We start from the raw sequence: 20779 nt of genomic DNA, 5'->3' as shown, positions 1-20779 counted from the left end.
TGGACTACGCCCCACCTTCTGGCGATCGCATTCTTGACAGCTACATCTGAAACACTTAAGGAGTCTATTATCGATGGAACTATTTTGGTTTATTCCCACCTACAGTGACGGACGCTATCTGGGAACAGCAACAGGAGGACGTGCTGCTACCTATCCATACTTGCGTCAAATTGCTCAAGCTGTAGACGATCTAGGCTACAGAGGTGCTTTACTTCCTACAGGACGTTCATGTGAAGACGCTTGGATTATAGCTTCATCCTTAGTTGCAGCAACTCAACAGATGCGTTTTTTAGTAGCAATTCGTCCAGGGTTGTTATCTCCTGGGATGGCAGCGCGGATGGCGGCTACACTTGACCGTATATCCAATGGCCGCTTGCTGATTAACGTTGACAAAGACCTATGGTAGTAATCAAGTGTTGCAGAATCTCGATTTAGAGATAGCATCAGGAGAATTTATTGCAGTTGTTGGGCGCAGTGGTGGCGGTAAAAGTACACTCCTGCGGATGATAGCTGGGTTTGAACATCCCAGTGACGGCGGAGTTTTAATTGACGGGGAACCACTGCGTGGGCGTAATCGCAGTGCGCGAACAATGTTCCAGAATGCCCGCCTCTTACCGTGGGAGAATGTTTTAGGAAATGTGGGATTAGGATTGAACAAAAAAGACTGGCGGCAAAAGGCAGAGAAGGCGCTTGAGCAAGTAGGTTTAATACAACGAGCAAAAGATTGGCCTTCTGTGCTTTCTGGAGGACAAAAACAACGAGTAGCACTTGCTAGGGCTTTAGTCAGAGAGCCGCGCTTACTAATGTTAGATGAACCGCTTGGTGCTTTGGATGCCATGACTCGTATTGAGATGCAGAGACTAATTGAAAAAATCTGGCACGAACAAAAATTTTCGGCGTTCTTGATTACTCATGATGTAGATGAAGCAGTAACGCTAGCCGATCGCATCATACTAATTGAAGATGGCCGAGTTTCAATGGATCGGCGTATCTCACTACCACGTCCTCGCAAACGCAAAGATGCAGAATTCCTTACTTTAGCAGAAGAAATCTTAGAGCGCGTTATGGGTGATGAAGCAGGTCTAATTAATGGGGAAGATAAAAAAGTTCAACAGCTAGCAAACACTAAACGTTAAGTTTTGAAAAAACAAGCATTTTCTCCTAATCTTTTTCAAAAATAAAATCGGATTTTTCTAGTAATTTTATTGCTAATAAATCAGTATTTTAGGTTACTCAATTTTTCTTGATAGCTTTCTAGGAAAAATATCAAAATAATTCGTAATTGCTAATTTGTAATTATTACCTGAAATTTAATCGTGGGGCTTGAATAATGAATAAATTTATTTTCTTTAATTAATAAATTAAGGGGCTTGTACTCTCAAAGAATTAATTATTAATTCGTAATTAATGAATTTTGAATTACGAATTACGAATTACGAATTATTCGGTCAAGTTTACACCTCTACCTGTTTGATCTCTGTATCTGTTGCTTGGTCTATTTCTATAAACTTTGGCCCAGCAATGAGAACTATCACCATCAATAATAGACTCGTCACAATGATGATGCACAAGAGCCGAATGGCACGCTTGTTAAGGGCAAAGCCATGATCTAGCTGCATGAGAGGGTGTGGGGTTGCAGGTATTGGGGTGTGGGGAATTAAGAAGATGTTGAACTCCTTGAGGCAAGTAAAATTTAATTGTCTTAAAACTACACCCTACACCCTACCCCCTACACCCTGCCAGCAAGGAGGTTTCAGCTTTTCTTAGTGCCATTCGCACAAGAGCCTTATTGTATTCAAAGCTCCAGTCTATAGTGCGTGGTAGTGTGGAGGTACTCCATCCGCCTGCTTGGATGGGCATAAACCCAGCAATACAGGCTGTTTCAACGCTTGGGAGAGGGGGCTGTCGGAGCCAGACAGCGAAGCGATCGCTACCGACAATCGAACCGGGGTGATGGCTAAAAATCATCGCTCAAAATAGATAATTAATCTCTTGGCTTTGCTGCGATCGGTCATGCAAAAGTTACCTTTGTAGAGCAACAAGGTGTAATGTCTGCGTTCATAAGTACTGAGTATTTTTTATTTTACTCAGTACTCATAACTTATAATTCAGTTTTACGAAAGGACTGGTTGTGCTTCCTTAGACTCAGCTTTCTGCTTGAAGACGCTTGGTACTTTAGCGCTGAAAGCTTCACCTTGAACCACTTCTGAACGGGAACCATCAACTCCTACTGGAACATCGCCTGTGATAGTAGTGCGATAGAGGAGACGTTCGACATCTAAATGATCCAAATCTTGAGGAGCCAAATGCACGGTGGCGCGGTTGTCCCAGAAGGCGATATCACCGTTGTTCCAACGGAAGCGGGTGGTATAGGCAGGTTTGGTGACTTGGTTAAAGAACAACTCTAGCAACAGTCTGCTCTCTTCTGGTGACACATCAACAATGCGGGAGACGAAGCCAGGGTTGACGAACAAGGCACGTTCACCAGTCTCAGGATGAACTCTGACGACTGGGTGAATAGAAACTAGGGGATTGACAGCAATACGCTCGTCAAATTTGTTGTTGCGGGGTTGATAACCGCCCCCATTAAAGCGATGTTCTGCTTTTAATGTATCTGCTAGCGATCGCAGGGGTGCTGAGAGTCCCTCATAAGCGGCCACAAGATTACTCCAGTGGGTGTCACCACCGAAACTAGGAACATTAACTGCGCGTAAAATTGACGCTGCTGGTGGGTTGATCGCTGCCGTTACATCTGTGTGCCAAGGGCCGCCAGTGCGAAAACCATACTGCTGCTCATAAAGCTTACGGTCTACGGGTTTGATCTGGGGAAATCCCGGAACTGGTTCCGGCTCTCCCAAGGGATGGGCGAAAGTCACTTCGCCAAAACGAGATGTGAACTCGACCTGGGCAGCATGATCGATGTTCTGGCCACGAAAAAACACAACTTTCCACTTCAATAGCGCTTTGCGAATTTCTTGGACTTGATCCTCAGAAAGAGAGCGGGAAAGGTCTACGCCGCCGATTTCTGCACCGATGAAACCAGCTACCTGTTTAACTTCTATATGTTTGTAGCCCATTAGGATTCTCCAGAGTTTTATCTGTCGGGAGGTGTTCACACTCGCCTATTTCCTTGGGAATTTTGCCGATACCCAATATCTGCTAGCAACATTCCCATGCTGGGAGCATAACTGAAATTATCATACACTATTCCGATAGAATTAAAGTAGTATACAGTTACTAAATAGTAATTTCCTACGTTTTTGTAGATCAATCCCCTTCTATAGCGATCCAATGTCAATGTGCAAAAGCCTTAGCTCAGACAGATTAGCGATGCCTGGGCAGCAAACTACGCGATTATTTGACAGTTCTTAGTTAATCTAATTATTAGTAAACCATAATAAAATTTTACTCATGAAAATTTGGCATAGACAACTAGGGGAAAGTATCAGTAATATCACTTACCACTATTTACCCGCTTTGCGCTGGCGTAATTTTCGCCTGTTTTTCGGGGGACAGTTACTATCAATGTCTGGAACATTTATGACCCAGCAGTTAACTATTCCTTGGCTGGTATACGATTTGACTCAATCGCCTTGGTTGTTGGGAGTTGCAGGGTTTGTACAATTTTTACCTACGTTATTACTGATTCCCTTTTCGGGCATATTGTCCGATCGCTGGAGTCGTCGTGACTTGTTAATGGTGGTGCAGATATTGGGAATTAGCGTATCCTTGGCTTTAACGATTCTCACCTTTACCAATTGGATTACCTTTCCTATCCTCTTGGTACTGAGTGCTTTCAATGGTTTGCTCAAGGGATTAGATATGCCCGTGCGCCATACAATCGTCACCGAAACCGTAGACGATCGCGCCGATTGGAGTAATGCGATCGCCTTGAATTCAGTAATGTTAAGTTCCTCTCTCGTCGTGGGGCCTGCTATGGGCGGGATTTTGATTGCGACACTAGGGGTAAAATATTGTTTTCTTTACGATACCCTCAGCTATATTCCTGCGATATTTACCTTGCTAGCGATGCGGCTGCCAGCTAGACAGATGCAACCCCTTACGGGCATTAGCGATACTTTGGAAAAATTGCGAGAAGGCTTTGAATATGTCTCGAAATTCCAGCCGATTAGAGTAATTTTATTAATGCTAGCGTTACATGGTTTCGTCGGGATGTCTCATGTCGCGCTGATGCCTGTTTTTGCAGCAAAGATTCTCAATGGAAACGCAACAACGATGGCTCACCTCAGCACTTCAGCACCGATTGGCTCGTTGTTTGCTTGTTTGTATCTAAGTGTCAGACGAGGGATTGTAGGCTTAGAGCGTTTGATTGTAGTCGCTCAAGTTTTCATTGGGATGAGTTTGATATTTTTTTCACTCTCGCGTCAAGTTTGGCTATCTATAATCATTCTGGTATTTGTAGGCTGCTTTTCTATCCTCAACATTACCAGTAGTAATATGATTATTCAAACCCTAGTTACCGAGGATAAGCGCGGACGGGTAATGAGTTTTTATGCCCTAGCAATGGTGGGTACAATGCCCTTTGGAAATTTGTTAGCGGGGACTTTGGCAGATAATTTTGGTGCGACTAATGCCTTGATTGTCTGTGGTAGTCTGATTATTTTAGGTGCGCTCTGGTTCTCTGCACAATTGCCAGCAGTAAGCCGTTGGATTGCTCGGTGAACAAGTCGCTTCTCTTTGTACAACAAAGCAAATATTTGGAAAACAAGCATCTTCCGCCACACCTTAAAAGTGTAGTGGAAGACGATCAACTATATCAGCTTGGCAGAAGAAAGTTGCGCCTATAGCTGATAGCTGATTTTTTCATCCCAAGGAGCAGGTTTGCTAATTTGCTTCCATATAGGACTATACAAGGCTTCATGTAGTTCGCGTGCTAGTACCACCAAACCTGCATAACCTGCATAAGCATGGTGACGTTCATGGTTAATGTCTAAAAAAGGAATTCCCGTTTTGAGTGCTGTATATTTATTGCCAGCCCCAGTAATCAACACATCAGCTTTTGTTTGGTGTAATACCTTTAATAATGCCTGGGGAGTTGTGTCAGACAAAAGCATTGCATCTGCACCAAGATATTGTTTAATTTTAGCTTTCTCCTCTTCTGTTGTTTTGCCATCCGTAGCTGCAATAACTTCCATTCCCAAATCTTGGGCTGCTAAAATAAGTGACCAACTTTTCACACCACCAGTAGAAAGAATAATCCGTTTACCTTTTAAATCAGCAAGGTAAGGAGCTAAAGCGATATCTAGAGCAGCATTTTCTTCGACAATTAACTTTTCTGTACGTTCTTGCAGTTCCCAGGCAATAACACTATCTCCCAAGGATATACTTAATTTGGTCGCAACATTCCGCAAGCAATCGTTTAAGTTGGTCGCACCATAGAACGATTCTTCAATATAAGGAATTCCATAGCGTTCCGCCATAGTTTGCGCCATTTGTATAGCTACATTTGAGCAAAGCACTACATTTAATTTGGCGCGATGAGCATAGCAAACTTCTTGATAACGAGCATCACCTGTAATTTTAGAAAGAACGCGAATTCCCATTTTTTGGAATAATGGTAAGATATTCCACGTTTCACCTGCAACATTATAGTCACCAACAATATTAATATCGAATGGTGTGGTAAATTCCGGTTCGGCTGTACCAATGACAGCATTCAATAAAGTTTCGTTACCAATGCGATTACCTAAATTTTTACTACCAAGAAATCCAGGCGCATTTACATAGATAACTGGGATATTAACTTGTTGTGTAGCAAGTTGGCAAACACTATCAATATCATCACCAATCAAAGCAGACAGACAAGTAGCATAAACAAAAATGGCGGCAGGATGATAGCGTTGAGCAACATCCACAATCGCTTTGTACAGTTTCTTTTCTCCACCAAAAACGATATTACCCTCACTAAAATCAGTAGTAAAAGCAGTTTGGTATAATTGTGAGCCTGAAGAGAGGCTACCATGAGTTGCCCAAGGATTGTGAGTACAAGAAACAGCACCATGTACTAAATGAACAGCATCAGTAATAGCTCCGACAGAAACCATCGCTCCATCAAAAGGGCAATTTCCTTGGGTTGCACCTGGTTGTGGTGGTTTTGTGCAAGTGAGTTTTTTCTGACCATTAAGCTGTTTATGGTTAGATTTGCAAGGTGTTTCGCTAAGAGGTTCGTTAACTTTTACTTGAGTGTTTTTCATGCTTTTCCTCGTACTAAAAATAAGTACAAAATAGCCAATAATGAGGAGTTAAGAGTATTATTTTTTCTCTATCTCCTATTTTTTTTACTTACCAATTTTGCTGCCTAGTCTCCACTCGTCTTTATAGATGCTGGTAGACAAAGTTGATTGAGACTGATTTCTGAGAAATTACAAAAAACAGCAATTGATGCACTAGCATTTCAGATAAAACAAGCAACTCCTCTGATGCATCCTGTATTTTTAGAAAGGCTTGTTATGGCAGCCCTCGCATAAGTTACATCTTCGCCTGTAGCCCCTCACCGCAACGAGATGTAACTCACTCAGACGATAAACACTATAATTCTTTGGCTAGTGTTAGCTTATCTAAATATTAGTATAGCTAATAATATCTGAAATCAAGTATTGTTTTGAGATTTTTAGAATATAAATTATTAGATAATTAAACAGGATAATTTACACACATGTTTTCTATGTACCTTATGTTGTTTTTTATCATCCAACCAAGAAATTTATTTTTTACTAATACTACTTAAGGTATTTTATTTAACTAAAATAACGATTTATATAGGAAATTGTAGCCTTAACTATTTTAAAATGCTCTAAATCTATCGATAAACAGAACTATATTAAAAATTTTTCTTGGAATTTGAAAAGTATACACTATTTGAACTATGAGCTTTAGCCGCAGCCCTGGTTGGTTTGACGGTGGCGATCGCTTTGCAGATCCGAGAGATTTTACCAACAGCCCCCTCTCGCAAACATTTCCTGATTTCTTGTTCCATATTTATCATTTATATGCAATTCTTAATATGATAGCTAACAACTCCGGTAAGTCGATTGATATATAGTATTTTGTATCCTGGCTTTTGCAAGGCAATGCTCATAGCTCTGCAATACTCTAGGCAAATCAATGTCAAAACGCTATATAAATATCACAACCTTATTAAGCATCCCAACAAAAAGTAGAGTAAACCGTATGACGAAATATGTAAATCTTGGCAAAACTGGACTCAAAGTATCCCGGATTACACTAGGCACAATGACTTATGGCTCGCGTAAATTGCGCGAATGGGTATTAGAAGAAGAAGAAAGTCGTCCATTTATCAAACTGGCTTTGGAATTGGGGATTAATTTCTTTGATACCGCTGATGTCTATTCCTTGGGTGCTAGTGAAGAAATTGTCGGACGAGCGCTAAAAGACTTTGCTAAACGAGATCAAGTTGTGATTGCTACCAAAGTACATGGTAAAGTCGGCGATGGCCCTAACGATCGAGGACTATCTCGCAAACATATTTTTGACAGCATTAATGCTTCTTTGCGGCGGCTACAGACTGATTATGTAGACTTGTACCAAATTCACCGTTGGGATTATGAAACACCCATTGAAGAAACCCTAGAAGCACTGCATGATATTGTCAAAGCAGGTAAAGTCCGTTACTTAGGAATTTCTAGTGTTTACGCATGGCAGTTTGCTAAAGCTCTTTATACAGCAGACATTCACGGCTGGACTCGTTTTGTATCAATTCAAAATCACTACAACTTAGTTTATCGGGAAGAAGAACGAGAAGTGATACCCTTAGCTCTAGATCAAGGGATTGGTATTATTCCTTGGAGTCCCTTGGCGCGGGGCTTTTTAGCAGGAAATCGCAGTAAGTCAGACCATGGCCAAACATTGCGGGCAAAAACTGACGAATTTGCTCACAATCTCTACTATCAAGATTCAGATTTTAAAGTAGTCGATCGCGTAGTTGAATTAGCCGGAAAACGGGGTGTGAAACCCACACAAATTGCCCTAGCTTGGCTATTACATCAACCAGGTGTGACATCTCCCATAATTGGCGCTAGTAAGATAGAACATCTTAAAGAGGCTGTGGAGGCGGTGGATTTAGAGCTTTCAGATGAAGAGCGCAAATTCTTAGAAGAACCTTACACACCCCATCCTATACTAGGGCATCAGCACCCATCTGGAAATCGCCCGTAGAGTAATCTTGCACCAGGCGACTGGAAGTCACGGCTACACAGGTAAAACCCGCCTACACGGGTTAAAAGCCTTGATTTTACCTCTTTTTGCCTAAAGTTCGCCACCACGTAAACTTTGTGTGGCGGACTATTAGGGGCTGGGCGATCGCTAGGACAGAAGTGATATAAGAATAGCTAGTTTTAGCAACTTTGATTTCGATTAAACGTAAAGTGTAGAACTCCTTTTGAACAAATGGAATTAATCTCATACAGTTCCGAATTCCAGGCTAGTTTGGAAGATTTTTTGGAAATAATGTATTCGTACAGAGGATATAAATTTGATCCAACTGGCTTACAGTCAGATATAAGGAATATTGAAAATATATACCAAAGTCAAGGGGGAAATTTCTGGATTATGAGTGAAAATGCCTCAGTAATTGGAAGTATTGGATTAAAGATATTAAACAAAATAGATAAAATAGGAGAGATTAAAAGGTACTTTGTTTTACCTTCATATCAGAGTAAAGGAATAGGTATATTATTAATGGAACATTTATTATTGAATGCCAACAAAAACGAATTACATATATTAAGATTAGATACAATGAGAAAATCTATTGCAGCTAGGAAAATTTTTGAAAAATATGGATTTCAAGAAATTAATAAATATAATGACAATGAAATAGCCGAAATATTTATGGAACTCAAATTAAAAAAGTAAAAATTAAAAACAAAAAAAAGAAGACCAACATAAGCCACTCGTGAAGGGTTAAATAAAAGTGTGTTTTGTTAATTAGCTAAAGTACTCAAAATTTTAGATATAAGAATGATAATCATGCGGTGGGGAGGGGGAAGGAGGCAAGCGTTGCTCACCTTCTTCCCTCTCATTTTGATTATCCTGTTTCTCCAGTTATGCCACAATAGTTTAAAACCCTATTGCTGCTTATGTTTCATTCAATTTTGCATTATCCTGTCTTGCCCTATTCAAAATTCTAAGTTGTTGAGTTGGATCTTTGTCAGTCCCTCCCATTTTGCCATGATGCCAACCCATGTTACGGGTGTAACTACCCAGCAAGTTTTGGGTAATTAACTGTTCTGTATCAACCTCATCATCCAGTTCGGCATAAGGCGACACATAAAGCGCATCAACAGGGCAATACAACTCGCACAAAAAACAAGTCTGACAATCTGATTTACGAGCAATTACGGCTATTCCATTGTCTCCAGAATCAAAGACATCGCGCGGACAAACTTTTACGCAGATATCACAGCCGATACAGCGATCGCTATCAACAATTTCAATCATTACGCTACCTCTTGCAACTGATTTTCTGCGGCGACAACCATAACATCATCGATACCACTTCATGCACTACCTCACAACCTAAACCCATCAAAATGATGACTCGTTCTGCATCAATTGCGCCATGATAATCAAGCAAGTGATAGTGTCTGGTTGTCTGTGCGGCAAACTTATCCATATAAGATTGCATGATATTGGGACAAGCAGCGTAGTAGGGATTTACTGTTTCCCTTGCTTGGAAATAAACGTCGGGATTTTGGGCAGTTTTGCGCAATACTGGGCGATCGGGGGATAGCGCCCTTGCCCGAATGGCACTAAGAAAAGCTGAAACCTCCTTGCTGGCAGGGTGTAGGGTGTAGGGTGTAGGGTGTAGGGTGTAGGGTGTAGTTTTAAGACAATTAAATTTTACTTGCCTCAAGGAGTTCAACATCTTCTTAATTCCCCACACCCTCTCATGCAGCTAGATCATGGCTTTGCCCTTAACAAGCGTGCCATTCCGCCCTTGCCCGATGTTCCAGAATGAATTGGCAGTCAGGTTCCATTTTATAAGTATTTCGTCATGACCCCAAGTGCAGACTCTTGGCTAGTCGAAGCTGCTTTCGTTACAAATCTTCATCAAAATTCTATTCCGATATATCGCGATATATTCTGATATATCGTATATTAGAGAAAGTTGATTTGAGATTTACTTATGTTTAGACATTTTCGGTCACGTTTTGGCGCACCTGCATGGGCAGGAGTTAACGAAGAGGATTCATTGCTTGTCAGGTCTTGGTTTGGACATGGCAACCATCATGACAAGCATCATGGTAGACATCATGACAAACGCTTTGATAATGAAATGTTTGGTCGTGGTTGGGGAGATGAATACCGGACTCGTCGGGGTGACATCAAGTTCATTCTGCTGGAACTCTTATCCGAGCATCCTAGTCATGGTTACGACCTGATTAAAGAGATGGAAACTCGTTACGGTGGTTTCCGTCGCCTCAGTCCTGGCTCAGTGTATCCAACACTCCAATTGTTGGAAGAAGGAGGTTATCTCAAGAGCGCACAGGAAGGGGGCAAGCGGATTTATACGATTACGGATGAGGGTAAACAATTATTGGCAGAACGTTCCCAACAAGAACCTTCAGACACTCCTTGGGATACCTTCAAAAGTTTTGTTACAGGTAAGCCCCAAGAGTTTATTGAGTTGCGGAATGCCGCCACAGAGTTAGCTGCTGCGGTGGTGCAGGTTGCTCGTAGTGGTAATATGGAGCGGATAAATCGGGTACGGGAGCTTTTAGAGCAAGTTAAACGGGAAATTTACGCGATTCTGGCTGAAAAATAAGTAGAGGCTCGTAGTAAGACCTTAGTCCTTATTTTCTAAGCAGCAAATTGCTTACTACAAACCCTCTAGTACTTTGCTCACGCTGTCGATCGCATTAGCGTTCGCTGTCCAACATCTGCATTTGATTCATCATAACGAGTGCCTGCGATCGCAGATGTGGGAGAGGTTGAATTTTATTTTGGGTAGTCACATAGCGGTTCTCAGTTGTTTTACTGCTAGCTTAGGTTGAAAATTCTCTGCACCTTTGCGTAACTATACGCTGGCTGTAGGACGCACGATAATCTCATTCACATCAACGTCATCCGGTTGTTCGATTGCAAAGGCGATCGCTCTGGTGATCGCTTCAGCCGGAAGCGCAATCTTGCGGAATTCCTGCATACCTTTGACAGCTTCGGCGTCAGTAATGCTATCGGCAAGTTCTGACTCCGTTACGCCTGGCGAAATAACTGTAACGCGAATGTCAGTATTTTCCTGACGCAGCCCCTCCGAAATTGCCAACACCGCGAACTTAGTGGCTGAGTAAACGGCGCAGGTTGGCCAGACAGCGTGTCCGCCGATGGAGGACAGGTTGACGAACTGGCCAAATCCTTGGCGTTTCATCAACGGTAGCCCAGCAGCAATGCCATTGAGTACGCCACGGATGTTCACGTCAATCATCAAGTCCCATTCATCAACTTTCAGCGCTTCTAGCTTCGAGAGCGGCATAACACCTGCATTGTTGACGATGACATCAATGCGGCCAAATTTGCTTTGAGCAAATTCTACAAAGGCTTGGAAGTCGGCGCGATGAGTAACATCAAGGGTCTGATACTCCGCCGAGCCTCCCTCAGAGCGGATTGTAGCCACGAGGGTTTCTAGCCGCTCCGTGCGTCGTGCGCCCAGGATGACGTGGATGCCCTTACGAGCGAGTAGACGTGCTGTCGCCTCACCGATACCGCTACTTGCGCCCGTAATCAGTACGACTTTCTGTTGATTGGTAGTCATAAAACTGGATCTCCAAGTTGTTGTATTTTATAGCACACTCTTAATTTAAGAGAGTCAAAGCTTGATGCGGTAATCTGAACCTACGAAATTCTTGCCTAATCCTGCATTTTTCTTCATTGTCGATCGTAAAAAGATAAGCTAATCTAAGCGGCTAAATAGATTGTGGCTCCCTGAATGTTAGTTTCATAAAGGATTTCAAACGAAATTATGGAACAGACTGTTAGAAAGCAGCAGTCAGAGCTAGCTGCTCTGATTGCACAAAACAGTAATGGAGATGGTGTCCATCCCACAGCGATCGAGCGGTTATTCCTGATCCGTTCCTTACAACCTACTGCGCCTCTTCATGCCCTGCATGAGCCTGCCCTGTGCATCGTCGCTCAGGGCAAGAAACAGGTAATGTTGGCAGACAATCTGTATGTTTATGGTCAAGACCAATATTTGGTGGTGTCCATCGATCTGCCTGTTGTCGGTCAAGTGATTGAAGCAACGCCAAGCGTTCCGTATCTGTGTCTTCGACTCGATTTAGATATGGGAGAACTCAGCACACTGATGATGGAGGCAAAACTAGACGCTCCAGCGAATGAACCACCGGAACTAGGCTTGTCTATTAATCCTGTTAGCCCGCAACTGCTTGATGCCGCAATTCGACTTGTACGATTGTTGGAAACGCCTCAAGATATTGCCATCCTTGCACCTTTGATTGTCCGAGAAATTCTCTACCGTTTGTTATCTGGCGAACACAGTGCTAGATTGCGACAGATTGCTTTAGTCGATAAACAATTCCAAGCAATTAGCAGAGCGATCAACTGGCTGAAATGGAACTACGAAAAACCATTTCGGATCGATACGATCGCTCGTGAAGCGCGCATGAGTCCCTCGTCACTTCATCATCACTTCAAGTCTGTCACCACCATGAGTCCTTTGCAATATCAAAAACAACTTCGGCTTCAACAAGCCCGTCGTCTGATGCTGGGGCAAGGTATGGATGCGGCAACAGCTAGTCATTATGTCGGTTATGAAAGCCCCTCACAGTTCAGCCGTGAATACAGTCGCTTGTTCGGCGCATCACCGTTGCGTGATATGGCTCGGTTAAAAAGTGGAGTTTTTGGGGATGGGGAGAAATCAATTAAAAATTCAAAATTCAAAATTCAAAATTAAAGAATTTCTGCCTTCTGCCTCCCTGCCTCCTCTGCCCCATGTCCTCAATTAGAAGCGATCGCATTTAAATCTGGCTCGATGAGTGAGTTTAGCAATGTCCACAACTGCAAATCAGTAAAGTCTGGAATTGCCATAAATGCACCGACTGACTGCAAAATTTGCGGATCGTGGGTGGAGGCGATGCCAATGGTGCGGATATCTGCGCCCACTGCGGAACGAATACCAGAGGGAGAGTCTTCTAAAGCGATCGCTTCTTCTGCTGTAATCCCCAATTTATTCAGGGCAACTTGGTAGGGCACAGGATCGGGTTTACCTGCAATACAATCATCCGCTAAAACAACTGTATGGAAAGCTTCTTTTATCCCCAAAACCTCTAGCATAAATTCTGCATTTAATCTAGGAGCATTAGTTACTAATGCTCGTTTTAATTGATGTGTTTCTGTCCATGCTAGTAGTTCAGAAAATCCATTTAGCGGTTTGAGATGTGGGGCGAGTTTGCGGAAGAACGCTTCTTTTTCGTCTGCAAATTGTTGCCCTTCTGCTGCTGATAATTGTGGCAGAATGTCTTTAACAATTTCTGGATTTAGCCTTCCACTAATTCGGGATTTATAAAATGTTTCATCTATTTCTATGTTGTAATTTAACAGCATTTCCCGCCAAGCTCGGTAGTGTATGGGGTCAGTGTTGACAATAGTGCCGTCTAGGTCAAAGAGAATTGCAGCCAGCATGATTTTTGGGTAAAATGTAAATAATTGTTAACTTAATTTAAATAGTTTACATTGTTTTTTGCCTTTAGTGATTGTTCCTTTGTTAATACGGGATTTGGGGACTGGAGAAGAAAATTTCAAGAGTCACAAATTACTTTGCTAAATCCTAAAATCTATACTGGATAGGGCATATAAAGGTAGACAGGTAAAACCTCTGGGCAAACTGCCGTATAATTGATAACCTTCTTCGTAAGCAAATGGTAGCCGCCACAAACTTTTTTCGCGTTGACGATTTATTAGTGCAGATTTACAACTCTGAAGTCGAAATGGCTGAGGATGTTGCCGAAATCGTGCAAAAGTATTTACAGCAAGTTCTTAATCTTCAGGATACAGCTGCTGTATTGTTAGCTACAGGTAACTCCCAACTCAAATTTCTTGATGCTTTGATTGCATTGGGTGGTGTAGATTGGTCGCGGATTATTCTGTTCCATCTAGATGAATATTTGGGAATTACTGCCGATCATTCTGCTAGTTTTCGGCGTTATATGCGAGAACGTGTAGAGAATCGGATTAATCCTAAGCAATTTCACTATATAGAAGGTGATACATTACAACCAGTAGCAGAGTGCGATCGCTACACCAAATTATTGCAAGCACAACCGATTGACTTATGCTGTCTTGGTGTTGGCGAAAATGGACATTTAGCTTTTAACGACCCGGCTGTAGCAAATTTTCAAGATCCTTACAGCGTGAAACTGGTAAAATTGGATACTGTGAACCGTCAGCAACAAGTAAGTACAGGTCACTTTCCGAATTTAGAAAATGTTCCGCAGTATGCTTTTACTGTCACCATCCCAACAATTTGTTCGGCTAAAAAAATTATCTGTCTTGCTCCAGAAAAACGTAAAGCGAATGTGGTAAAAGATATGCTGCAAAGCTATATCGGTACAGACTGTCCAGCTTCTATTCTTCGTCAACAACCACAAGCGACGTTGTTTTTAGATGTTAATTCTGCTAGTAGACTAGAATAAATTTAAACTTATTACACACATCAATCTTCCAAGCTAATTATTGCACTAATGCACGAGCGCATTCAGAAGCTTTGCAAAGTGGCGGATTTTTCTTTGCTGACATTCAAAACAACCAAGTAGATGCTACTGGACAAGCTATTTTACATTTTATCGCCGCTCAAGGGGAACGGGCTATAGTCAGCTGCCAAACTCTATTGCAACAGTTCCCCGATGCTGATATTACTTTCAACTTGCTGTTGCAACGGAAGTTAATTGAGGAAGTTGACGACGGCTATCGCTTTCAAGTGGAGTTTATTCGTCGCTGGTTTATTTGAATCATGTCTGATAAGTTAACTTCTGACAAATATTACTTGTGCTGGCGTAATTGCTCTACTATATAATCTTCTAGTTCTTGTTTTTCTCTGTTACTAGCATTTCGTTGATAAGTTCTTCCAGTTTCTTGAATAAACCTACGTTTCTCGCTGGGAGAAGATTTGAGTTTACCTCCAGTTCCTTGCAGCTTTTGCTGTAATTCTTCCCAAGTTTTTTCACCCACACTTTCACCTAGTTTGACCAGTGCCTTTGGGAGTAACATTTTTGCTTCTCTTTGAAAATCTTCTTCTGTCTCAAGAGAAGCTAAATCTATATTGCTAAAGTCGATATCGATTTGAAACTTACTCATACAATTGTATTTATTTTGTTCAAAATTATCACCCCAATCCGGTAAAGATGGGTTTTCAATTTTCAGTTACGATCGCAAGATAGTATAATTGTACTGTTTGATGTTGGTAACTGAAGTTGAAAATATCAATTCCGAAAGTTGATTTAATACTTCCGGTAGTATAGCCTTACTTATTCATTCATCACAAGATTCTCGGCTTATTGAAACAAGTGGGAAATCTCAGCCTTTTGGTTTTCATTTATAAAAGAAGATTGCTATATATTCAAAAAGAATACACATAACTAATGACCGTACAACCAAGTTAGCAATATTAGAAATGCTATCTTAAAAACAAGGTCATTTGCTCAGTTTTTGAGGATAATACTATGACTACAACGCTCAAAGAGCCTAATTTTATTGAATCATTGCTAGGTAAAGAGGCTGAAGACCTGCTTACTTACAAAGCAAAAGTTTCTCGTGATTTAATACATTTACCGGGCCCAGACTTTGTAGATCGCATCTGGCTCAATAGCGATCGCAATCCTCAAGTATTGCGTAATATCCATTTACTTTACTCTACTGGTCGTCTGGCAAACACAGGTTATCTCTCGATTTTACCAGTAGACCAAGGGATTGAACACTCAGCTGGTGCGTCTTTTGCGCCCAATCCGATTTACTTCGACCCAGAAAATATTCTCAAGCTAGCGATCGCCGCAGGTTGCAATGCGGTTGCTACCACTTTGGGAACATTAGGCATTGTATCACGGAAATATGCCCACAAAATCCCCTTTATTGCCAAAATCAACCACAACGAATTGCTGACTTTCCCCAATCAATTTGACCAGGTATTGTTTGCGGATGTAGAACAAGCTTGGAATTTAGGGGCGGCTGCCGTAGGTGCGACAATTTACTTTGGTTCCGAGAATTCTACCAGACAAATTCAGGAAATCAGCAAAGCTTTTAAACGCGCCCATGAACTGGGTTTGGCGACTATTCTCTGGTGCTATCTGCGGAATAACGCTTTTAAACAAGATAAAGATTACCACCTTGCGGCTGACCTCACTGGACAAGCGAATCATTTGGGTGTAACCATTGAAGCTGACATTATCAAACAAAAGTTACCCGAAAATAACAATGGTTACGGTGCAATTGCCAAAGCCACTGGTAAGAGTTACGGCAAAACCGATGAGCGGGTTTACACAGAGTTGACAACCGATCACCCAATTGATTTAGCTCGTTACCAAGTACTAAATTGCTACTCTGGGCGTGTCGGGTTGATTAATTCTGGTGGCGCGACTGGTAAAAATGACTTCGCCGAAGCAATACGCACCGCCGTAATCAACAAACGCGCTGGTGGTTCGGGATTAATTTCTGGGCGAAAAACCTTCCAACGTCCCTTTGAGGAAGGTGTAAAACTGTTTCACAACATTCAAGATGTTTATTTGTCGCCAGATGTGACGATCGCTTAGGGAGCAGGGAGCAGGGAGCAGGGAGCAGGGAGCAGGGGGAGACAAGGGGACAAGGGGACAAGGAGATAAACAAAACTCTTAACTCTTAACTCAGCACTCCTAACGCCCAATGCCCAATGCCCAATGCCCTATTCCCTATTCCCCATTTTTATCTAACATTTCTCAATAAGAAATCTGGCTGGCCACAACTTTTTTGCGATCGCTTCAAAATTTCGGCGCTACAAATACCAGGTTCGCCGTTTTTGGAATAACAAAAGAAGACTTCTTGCAAAAATCTTCCCGAACCAGAACAAAAAGGTGCTATACCATCAGCAGTAATTTGATTATTCGCACTCACAAATGAATTTTTAAAATTTGTAATTGTGGTACGCACGGGTTTATTAGGGCGATTATAAGCTGCGGGAATAGCGATCGCATCTTTTAATTTTTTACTCAACCCCAAGTACTCCACAGGAGTTTTACCCGAACAAGTACCATGTTTTTCCCATTCATGATCGTAAAGTTTATTACTAGGATACAAATTGGGAAATTGCCGCTTTACTTCCGACGGTAATTTTTGCGTGGAACAATTAGCAGGATAACCAGTTTGGTACTGCGGCCACAAACCATGTAGTACAAAACCAAGTTTCCTTCCAGAACTACACTGCTGCTTGTCACGGCTACCATTTGCCGCACAATAATCCGGCGACCAAGAGAGTGTTAGTACATAAAAATCAAATTTCCCCGGAGTACCGCGATTTTGAGCAATGGCAGCATTAGGTATAAAAAGACCAGTAATTAGCAGAGAAGATGCAATTAAAAGTTTCTTAATCTGCATATAAACAATTAGTTTTCACTAAAAATCAAGTTATATACGATACATCCTTAAGAGTCAATAATCAAACTGCTTTGCGGAGTCATTTGTCATTGGTCATTTGTCATTTGTCATTTGTCATTTGTCATTGGGCGTTAGGAGTGCTGAGTTAAGAGTTAAGAGTTTTGTTTATCTCCTTGTCCCCTTGTCCCCTTGTCCCCTTGTCTCCCCCTGCTCCCTGCTCCCTCATCTCGCCAATCCTCAACGAATTTAGAAAAAGCAAATCTTGGTAGGGATTCTGGGATATCCTTAGATAAGTGAAAGATTTGCCAAAAAATAGTAAGAATGAAGCTGGCAGCAAGAGTAAGTCAGGTAACACCTTCATTAACCTTAGCGATCGCAGCCAAGGCTAAGGCACTGAAGGCGGAAGGAATAGATGTTTGTAGTTTTAGCGCTGGAGAACCAGATTTTGATACCCCGGCGCATATTAAAGCCGCAGCAGTCAAAGCTTTGGATGAAGGCAAAACCAAATATGGTGCAGCAGCCGGAGAACCAAAGTTAAGGGAAGCGATCGCCCACAAGCTTAAAACCGACAACGGTCTTGATTACAAGTCTGAGAATGTCATCGTCACCAATGGCGGTAAGCATTCTCTGTACAACTTAATCGTGGCATTGATCGATCCAGGTGATGAGGTAATTATCCCTGCACCCTACTGGCTAAGTTATCCCGAAATGGTGACTTTGGTCGGTGGAGTCCCGGTGATTGTGCCTACAGATGCGACGACGGGTTATAAAATTACTCCCGAACAACTCCGTAAAGCGATCGCGCCGAAGACGAAGTTATTTATCCTCAACTCTCCATCTAATCCCACTGGGATGGTGTACACGCCAGATGAAATCAAAGCACTGGCGCAGGTAATAGTTGATGCAGATATCTTTGTTGTCTCTGATGAGATTTACGAAAAGATTCTCTACGACGGTGCAGAACACATCAGCATCGGTTCTCTGGGGAAGGAAATTTTTGATCGTACTTTGATTAGTAATGGGTTTGCGAAAGCTTATTCCATGACTGGGTGGCGTCTGGGCTATTTAGCGGGGCCTGTGGAAATCATTAAAGCAGCCAGTACCATCCAAGGGCATAGTACATCTAACGTGTGTACCTTTGCCCAATATGGTGCGATCGCGGCGCTACAAAGTTCTCAAGATTGTGTCGAAGAAATGCGTCAAGCCTTCGCCAAGCGGCGACAGGTAATGCTAGACAGACTCAACGCCATTCCCGGATTGAGTACTGCAAAACCAGATGGCGCTTTTTATCTGTTTCCTGATATCAGCAAAACCGGTCTAAAATCTTTAGAATTTTGTGACGCTTTGTTGGAAGAACATCAAGTTGCAGTCATTCCCGGAATTGCTTTTGGCGCTGATGACAACATTCGCCTTTCCTACGCCACAGATATGGCGACGATTGAAAAGGGAATGGATAGATTAGAGAAATTTGTCAAGTCGCGTATTTAGTTGGTTGTCATTTGTCAGTTGTCACTTGTACTGAGCGAAGTCGAAGTATTTGTCATTTGTGAGGAGCATTTCTCTACTCTTCGACTTTTTAACTCCACCTTTTCGACTCAGAACTGGTGGAGTTCATTTTGAAATCTCAAGTTTCGTGTTCCGAAGCTCAAGTTTCGTGTTCCGAAGCTCAAGTTCCAGGGATTTTTAGTAAAACATCGCTTGCTTCATTGGCTCTATGTCATTTAAAAACAACTCACGGGATTCAAGATAATATAAGATTGCTTCAATAGGATCTCGTGCTTCGATTGGATAATACCTTTGTTCGTATGCTTTCACAAGCGTAGTTAAAACTTCCAAGCGGTCAAACTCTGGTGTATTTAGTTCTGCATCAAACAATCTTTCAATTTCATCAAGTGCAGCACGATAATCAGCTTCGGTGTGGATAAGATAGGTTTCAAGCATAGGTATTACTTCCTCAGATACTTATTGCATCTACGTTGTTGTATTATTTAAAAAATTATGTCCGTGAAGGCAATTATGCTGCCAACATCACCGAATATGAACAAAATATACGAAATAACTTTATTTCTTTATTCATAAAATAATGGAAAGTTTGATACTGCCAAAAGTTTTGATTTTAACTTTTGGGTTGGTATTTTTAGATTAGGTAACAATCGGGGAGAACTAGGGGAGGCAAGTCTTGAGACTATAAGTCAATACAGTTAACTTAACTGTATCGAACTATACTTCATTCTGATGTTTTGTGTTTCCAGCTTAAAGTTTTTGACGTTCCGCATATTCACACAAACAACCGCGCTACAGTGCAAACAAAATTTGGTAACAGAGGTGAAGAGAGGTCATCTGTTGCGAATAATGTTGCTACTAATTTCAGAACTGCTTTTTCTCGGCGATACACTTCAACCTGTTGTAATTGCCAGTTTAAAATCCAATATTCTTGAACTCCTCTAGAAGCATATAATTTTAGCTTGACTTCGCGATCGCGCCGCTCGTTTTGGACTCCAGGGGAAAGTACTTCTACAACTAGTTCTGGCGCTCCCGTTAAATGTCCTTCTTGGTCAAGTAAAATGGCAAGGCGTTCTTTACTTACCCAAACCACATCGGGAATAACATTATCTGCATCAGTAAAAATAATTCCTGGTGTTGGGACAGCCTCACCAAGACCTGTTGAGAGTGACCAAGTTCTTAATTCTGCATAAATATTACCAGTAGCTTTTTGATGTCCCCAATGCGGTGCCCTAGTCACAAATAATTCCCCATCGATAATTTCGTAGCGATTACCGTTATCTGGCAATAACTCTAAGTCTGCACTTGTCCAACGTATCCGTTCATCAATGGTTTGGCTCATCGAAACCTCTGAATTTGTCATTTGTCACTTGTACTGAGCGAAGTCGAAGTATTTGTCATTTGTCACTTGTACTGAGCGAAGTCGAAGTATTTGTTATCTGTTATTCTCCTCCATGCCCTATGCCCAATGCCCGAATGTCACTAAGAAAACGTGAAACCTCGTGTTTGGCAGGGTGTTGGGGGTAGGGTGTTGGGTGTAGTGTTTAAGACAATTAACCTTTAGTTGCGTCAAGGAGTTCAACATTTTCTTGATTCCCTACACCCTACACCCTACCCCCCACACCCTCTCATCCGGTTAGATCAGGGGTTTGTGCTTAACAAG

General features: G+C 41.9%; 22 protein-coding genes and 2 pseudogenes. 12 read left to right on the top strand and 12 right to left on the bottom strand.

From position 1 onward, the window contains the following. Positions 1 to 73: 73 nt before the first annotated feature. Together RMX89_RS27400 and RMX89_RS27395 are read left to right on the top strand one after the other, a co-directional pair. Positions 74 to 388, top strand: a pseudogene (locus tag RMX89_RS27400) (LLM class flavin-dependent oxidoreductase); the annotation flags it as partial. Positions 389 to 413: 25 nt separating this feature from the next. Next, the gene (locus tag RMX89_RS27395) at positions 414 to 1136 is read left to right on the top strand and encodes an ATP-binding cassette domain-containing protein (protein ID WP_322691137.1); all 723 of its coding nucleotides are present in this window, start codon (positions 414 to 416) and stop codon (positions 1134 to 1136) included. Between the two features lie 318 nt (positions 1137 to 1454). Here the strand turns inward: RMX89_RS27395 and RMX89_RS27390 are convergent, their stop codons facing one another. The 3 genes from RMX89_RS27390 to RMX89_RS27380 all read right to left on the bottom strand — a co-directional run bounded on the left by RMX89_RS27390 (position 1455) and on the right by RMX89_RS27380 (position 3077). Beyond that, entirely contained in the window at positions 1455 to 1619 is a 165-nt protein-coding gene (locus RMX89_RS27390) for a hypothetical protein (RefSeq protein ID WP_322691136.1), read from the bottom strand. 103 nt (positions 1620 to 1722) lie between these two features. Next, a complete protein-coding gene (locus RMX89_RS27385; RefSeq protein ID WP_322691135.1) occupies positions 1723 to 1968 on the bottom strand; it encodes a hypothetical protein in 246 nt (81 codons plus the stop codon). A gap of 146 nt (positions 1969 to 2114) precedes the next feature. Next, positions 2115 to 3077, bottom strand: a complete 963-nt coding sequence (locus RMX89_RS27380) for a TauD/TfdA dioxygenase family protein (RefSeq protein WP_322684147.1) — start codon at positions 3075 to 3077, stop codon at positions 2115 to 2117. Positions 3078 to 3411: 334 nt separating this feature from the next. Here RMX89_RS27380 and RMX89_RS27375 point away from each other — a divergent pair, with 334 nt between their 5' ends. Then, entirely contained in the window at positions 3412 to 4683 is a 1272-nt protein-coding gene (locus RMX89_RS27375) for an MFS transporter (protein WP_322672355.1), read from the top strand. Between the two features lie 119 nt (positions 4684 to 4802). Here the strand turns inward: RMX89_RS27375 and nifE are convergent, their stop codons facing one another. Continuing rightward, a complete protein-coding gene (nifE, locus tag RMX89_RS27370; protein WP_322691134.1) occupies positions 4803 to 6215 on the bottom strand; it encodes a nitrogenase iron-molybdenum cofactor biosynthesis protein NifE in 1413 nt (470 codons plus the stop codon). Positions 6216 to 6886: 671 nt separating this feature from the next. Between nifE and RMX89_RS27365 the strand changes: the two genes are divergently transcribed. The 3 genes from RMX89_RS27365 (at position 6887) to RMX89_RS27355 (ending at position 8895) form a co-directional block, all read left to right on the top strand. Beyond that, positions 6887 to 7063, top strand: coding sequence for a hypothetical protein (locus tag RMX89_RS27365; RefSeq protein ID WP_322691133.1), 177 nt, complete (start codon positions 6887 to 6889; stop codon positions 7061 to 7063). Positions 7064 to 7191: 128 nt separating this feature from the next. Beyond that, on the top strand, positions 7192 to 8196 hold the full coding sequence (locus tag RMX89_RS27360; RefSeq protein ID WP_322691132.1) for an aldo/keto reductase: 1005 nt from the start codon (positions 7192 to 7194) through the stop codon (positions 8194 to 8196). 231 nt (positions 8197 to 8427) lie between these two features. Further along, a complete protein-coding gene (locus RMX89_RS27355; RefSeq protein ID WP_322691131.1) occupies positions 8428 to 8895 on the top strand; it encodes a GNAT family N-acetyltransferase in 468 nt (155 codons plus the stop codon). A 222-nt stretch (positions 8896 to 9117) separates the two neighbouring features. On the opposite strand, the gene RMX89_RS27350 is transcribed toward RMX89_RS27355, so the two are convergent. After that, positions 9118 to 9480: a ferredoxin family protein gene (locus tag RMX89_RS27350; protein ID WP_322684143.1), complete on the bottom strand. Its 363-nt coding sequence runs from the start codon at positions 9478 to 9480 to the stop codon at positions 9118 to 9120. 43 nt (positions 9481 to 9523) lie between these two features. After that, positions 9524 to 9790, bottom strand: a pseudogene (locus RMX89_RS27345) (hypothetical protein); the annotation flags it as partial. 378 nt (positions 9791 to 10168) lie between these two features. Here RMX89_RS27345 and RMX89_RS27340 point away from each other — a divergent pair. Further along, positions 10169 to 10807, top strand: a complete 639-nt coding sequence (locus RMX89_RS27340; RefSeq protein ID WP_322684142.1) for a PadR family transcriptional regulator — start codon at positions 10169 to 10171, stop codon at positions 10805 to 10807. Between the two features lie 252 nt (positions 10808 to 11059). On the opposite strand, the gene RMX89_RS27335 is transcribed toward RMX89_RS27340, so the two are convergent. Further along, complete coding sequence (locus RMX89_RS27335; RefSeq protein ID WP_322691130.1) at positions 11060 to 11791, bottom strand: SDR family oxidoreductase; 732 nt, start codon at positions 11789 to 11791, stop codon at positions 11060 to 11062. A 207-nt stretch (positions 11792 to 11998) separates the two neighbouring features. On the opposite strand from RMX89_RS27335, the gene RMX89_RS27330 reads away from it, so the two are divergent. Continuing rightward, on the top strand, positions 11999 to 12949 hold the full coding sequence (locus RMX89_RS27330; protein ID WP_322691129.1) for an AraC family transcriptional regulator: 951 nt from the start codon (positions 11999 to 12001) through the stop codon (positions 12947 to 12949). Positions 12950 to 12993: 44 nt separating this feature from the next. On the opposite strand, the gene RMX89_RS27325 is transcribed toward RMX89_RS27330, so the two are convergent. Continuing rightward, positions 12994 to 13677 (bottom strand): HAD-IA family hydrolase, encoded by a 684-nt coding sequence (locus RMX89_RS27325; RefSeq protein WP_322691128.1) that lies wholly within the window; start codon positions 13675 to 13677, stop codon positions 12994 to 12996. A 236-nt stretch (positions 13678 to 13913) separates the two neighbouring features. Here RMX89_RS27325 and RMX89_RS27320 point away from each other — a divergent pair, with 236 nt between their 5' ends. Together RMX89_RS27320 and RMX89_RS27315 are read left to right on the top strand one after the other, a co-directional pair. Continuing rightward, positions 13914 to 14687, top strand: coding sequence for a glucosamine-6-phosphate deaminase (locus RMX89_RS27320; protein ID WP_322691127.1), 774 nt, complete (start codon positions 13914 to 13916; stop codon positions 14685 to 14687). Between the two features lie 71 nt (positions 14688 to 14758). Next, entirely contained in the window at positions 14759 to 15001 is a 243-nt protein-coding gene (locus RMX89_RS27315) for a hypothetical protein (protein ID WP_322691126.1), read from the top strand. Between the two features lie 32 nt (positions 15002 to 15033). On the opposite strand, the gene RMX89_RS27310 is transcribed toward RMX89_RS27315, so the two are convergent. Then, positions 15034 to 15348 carry a hypothetical protein gene (locus RMX89_RS27310; protein ID WP_322691125.1) on the bottom strand — a complete coding sequence of 105 codons (315 nt, stop codon included), beginning with the start codon at positions 15346 to 15348 and terminating at the stop codon, positions 15034 to 15036. Between the two features lie 365 nt (positions 15349 to 15713). Here RMX89_RS27310 and RMX89_RS27305 point away from each other — a divergent pair, with 365 nt between their 5' ends. Further along, positions 15714 to 16796 carry a class I fructose-bisphosphate aldolase gene (locus RMX89_RS27305; RefSeq protein WP_322672341.1) on the top strand — a complete coding sequence of 361 codons (1083 nt, stop codon included), beginning with the start codon at positions 15714 to 15716 and terminating at the stop codon, positions 16794 to 16796. Positions 16797 to 16944: 148 nt separating this feature from the next. Here the strand turns inward: RMX89_RS27305 and RMX89_RS27300 are convergent, their stop codons facing one another. Continuing rightward, the gene (locus tag RMX89_RS27300) at positions 16945 to 17613 is read right to left on the bottom strand and encodes a ribonuclease T2 family protein (RefSeq protein ID WP_322691124.1); all 669 of its coding nucleotides are present in this window, start codon (positions 17611 to 17613) and stop codon (positions 16945 to 16947) included. A 321-nt stretch (positions 17614 to 17934) separates the two neighbouring features. Here RMX89_RS27300 and RMX89_RS27295 point away from each other — a divergent pair, with 321 nt between their 5' ends. Then, entirely contained in the window at positions 17935 to 19101 is a 1167-nt protein-coding gene (locus RMX89_RS27295) for a pyridoxal phosphate-dependent aminotransferase (RefSeq protein WP_322691123.1), read from the top strand. 195 nt (positions 19102 to 19296) lie between these two features. Here the strand turns inward: RMX89_RS27295 and RMX89_RS27290 are convergent, their stop codons facing one another. Further along, a complete protein-coding gene (locus RMX89_RS27290) occupies positions 19297 to 19554 on the bottom strand; it encodes a transcriptional regulator (protein WP_322672338.1) in 258 nt (85 codons plus the stop codon). 337 nt (positions 19555 to 19891) lie between these two features. Then, a complete protein-coding gene (locus tag RMX89_RS27285) occupies positions 19892 to 20458 on the bottom strand; it encodes a Uma2 family endonuclease (RefSeq protein ID WP_322691145.1) in 567 nt (188 codons plus the stop codon). Between the last annotated feature and the right edge of the window lie 321 nt (positions 20459 to 20779).

This window comes from Nostoc sp. DedSLP04 (genome assembly GCF_034530775.1).
Classification (GTDB): domain Bacteria; phylum Cyanobacteriota; class Cyanobacteriia; order Cyanobacteriales; family Nostocaceae; genus Nostoc.
Note: the sequence above shows the minus strand (reverse complement) of the source record. Positions and strands in the feature narration are given on the sequence as shown.

Bases quoted from the DNA above. Each gene is read 5' to 3' on its own strand.
- RMX89_RS27390 (WP_322691136.1), bottom strand. From the start codon at position 1,619: ATGCAGCTAGATCATGGCTTTGCCCTTAACAAGCGTGCCATTCGGCTC.
- RMX89_RS27385 (WP_322691135.1), bottom strand. From the start codon at position 1,968: ATGATTTTTAGCCATCACCCCGGTTCGATTGTCGGTAGCGATCGCTTC.
- RMX89_RS27380 (WP_322684147.1), bottom strand. From the start codon at position 3,077: ATGGGCTACAAACATATAGAAGTTAAACAGGTAGCTGGTTTCATCGGT.
- RMX89_RS27375 (WP_322672355.1), top strand. From the start codon at position 3,412: ATGAAAATTTGGCATAGACAACTAGGGGAAAGTATCAGTAATATCACT.
- nifE (WP_322691134.1), bottom strand. From the start codon at position 6,215: ATGAAAAACACTCAAGTAAAAGTTAACGAACCTCTTAGCGAAACACCT.
- RMX89_RS27365 (WP_322691133.1), top strand. From the start codon at position 6,887: ATGAGCTTTAGCCGCAGCCCTGGTTGGTTTGACGGTGGCGATCGCTTT.
- RMX89_RS27360 (WP_322691132.1), top strand. From the start codon at position 7,192: ATGACGAAATATGTAAATCTTGGCAAAACTGGACTCAAAGTATCCCGG.
- RMX89_RS27355 (WP_322691131.1), top strand. From the start codon at position 8,428: ATGGAATTAATCTCATACAGTTCCGAATTCCAGGCTAGTTTGGAAGAT.
- RMX89_RS27350 (WP_322684143.1), bottom strand. From the start codon at position 9,480: ATGATTGAAATTGTTGATAGCGATCGCTGTATCGGCTGTGATATCTGC.
- RMX89_RS27340 (WP_322684142.1), top strand. From the start codon at position 10,169: ATGTTTAGACATTTTCGGTCACGTTTTGGCGCACCTGCATGGGCAGGA.
- RMX89_RS27335 (WP_322691130.1), bottom strand. From the start codon at position 11,791: ATGACTACCAATCAACAGAAAGTCGTACTGATTACGGGCGCAAGTAGC.
- RMX89_RS27330 (WP_322691129.1), top strand. From the start codon at position 11,999: ATGGAACAGACTGTTAGAAAGCAGCAGTCAGAGCTAGCTGCTCTGATT.
- RMX89_RS27325 (WP_322691128.1), bottom strand. From the start codon at position 13,677: ATGCTGGCTGCAATTCTCTTTGACCTAGACGGCACTATTGTCAACACT.
- RMX89_RS27320 (WP_322691127.1), top strand. From the start codon at position 13,914: ATGGTAGCCGCCACAAACTTTTTTCGCGTTGACGATTTATTAGTGCAG.
- RMX89_RS27310 (WP_322691125.1), bottom strand. From the start codon at position 15,348: ATGAGTAAGTTTCAAATCGATATCGACTTTAGCAATATAGATTTAGCT.
- RMX89_RS27305 (WP_322672341.1), top strand. From the start codon at position 15,714: ATGACTACAACGCTCAAAGAGCCTAATTTTATTGAATCATTGCTAGGT.
- RMX89_RS27300 (WP_322691124.1), bottom strand. From the start codon at position 17,613: ATGCAGATTAAGAAACTTTTAATTGCATCTTCTCTGCTAATTACTGGT.
- RMX89_RS27295 (WP_322691123.1), top strand. From the start codon at position 17,935: ATGAAGCTGGCAGCAAGAGTAAGTCAGGTAACACCTTCATTAACCTTA.
- RMX89_RS27290 (WP_322672338.1), bottom strand. From the start codon at position 19,554: ATGCTTGAAACCTATCTTATCCACACCGAAGCTGATTATCGTGCTGCA.
- RMX89_RS27285 (WP_322691145.1), bottom strand. From the start codon at position 20,458: ATGAGCCAAACCATTGATGAACGGATACGTTGGACAAGTGCAGACTTA.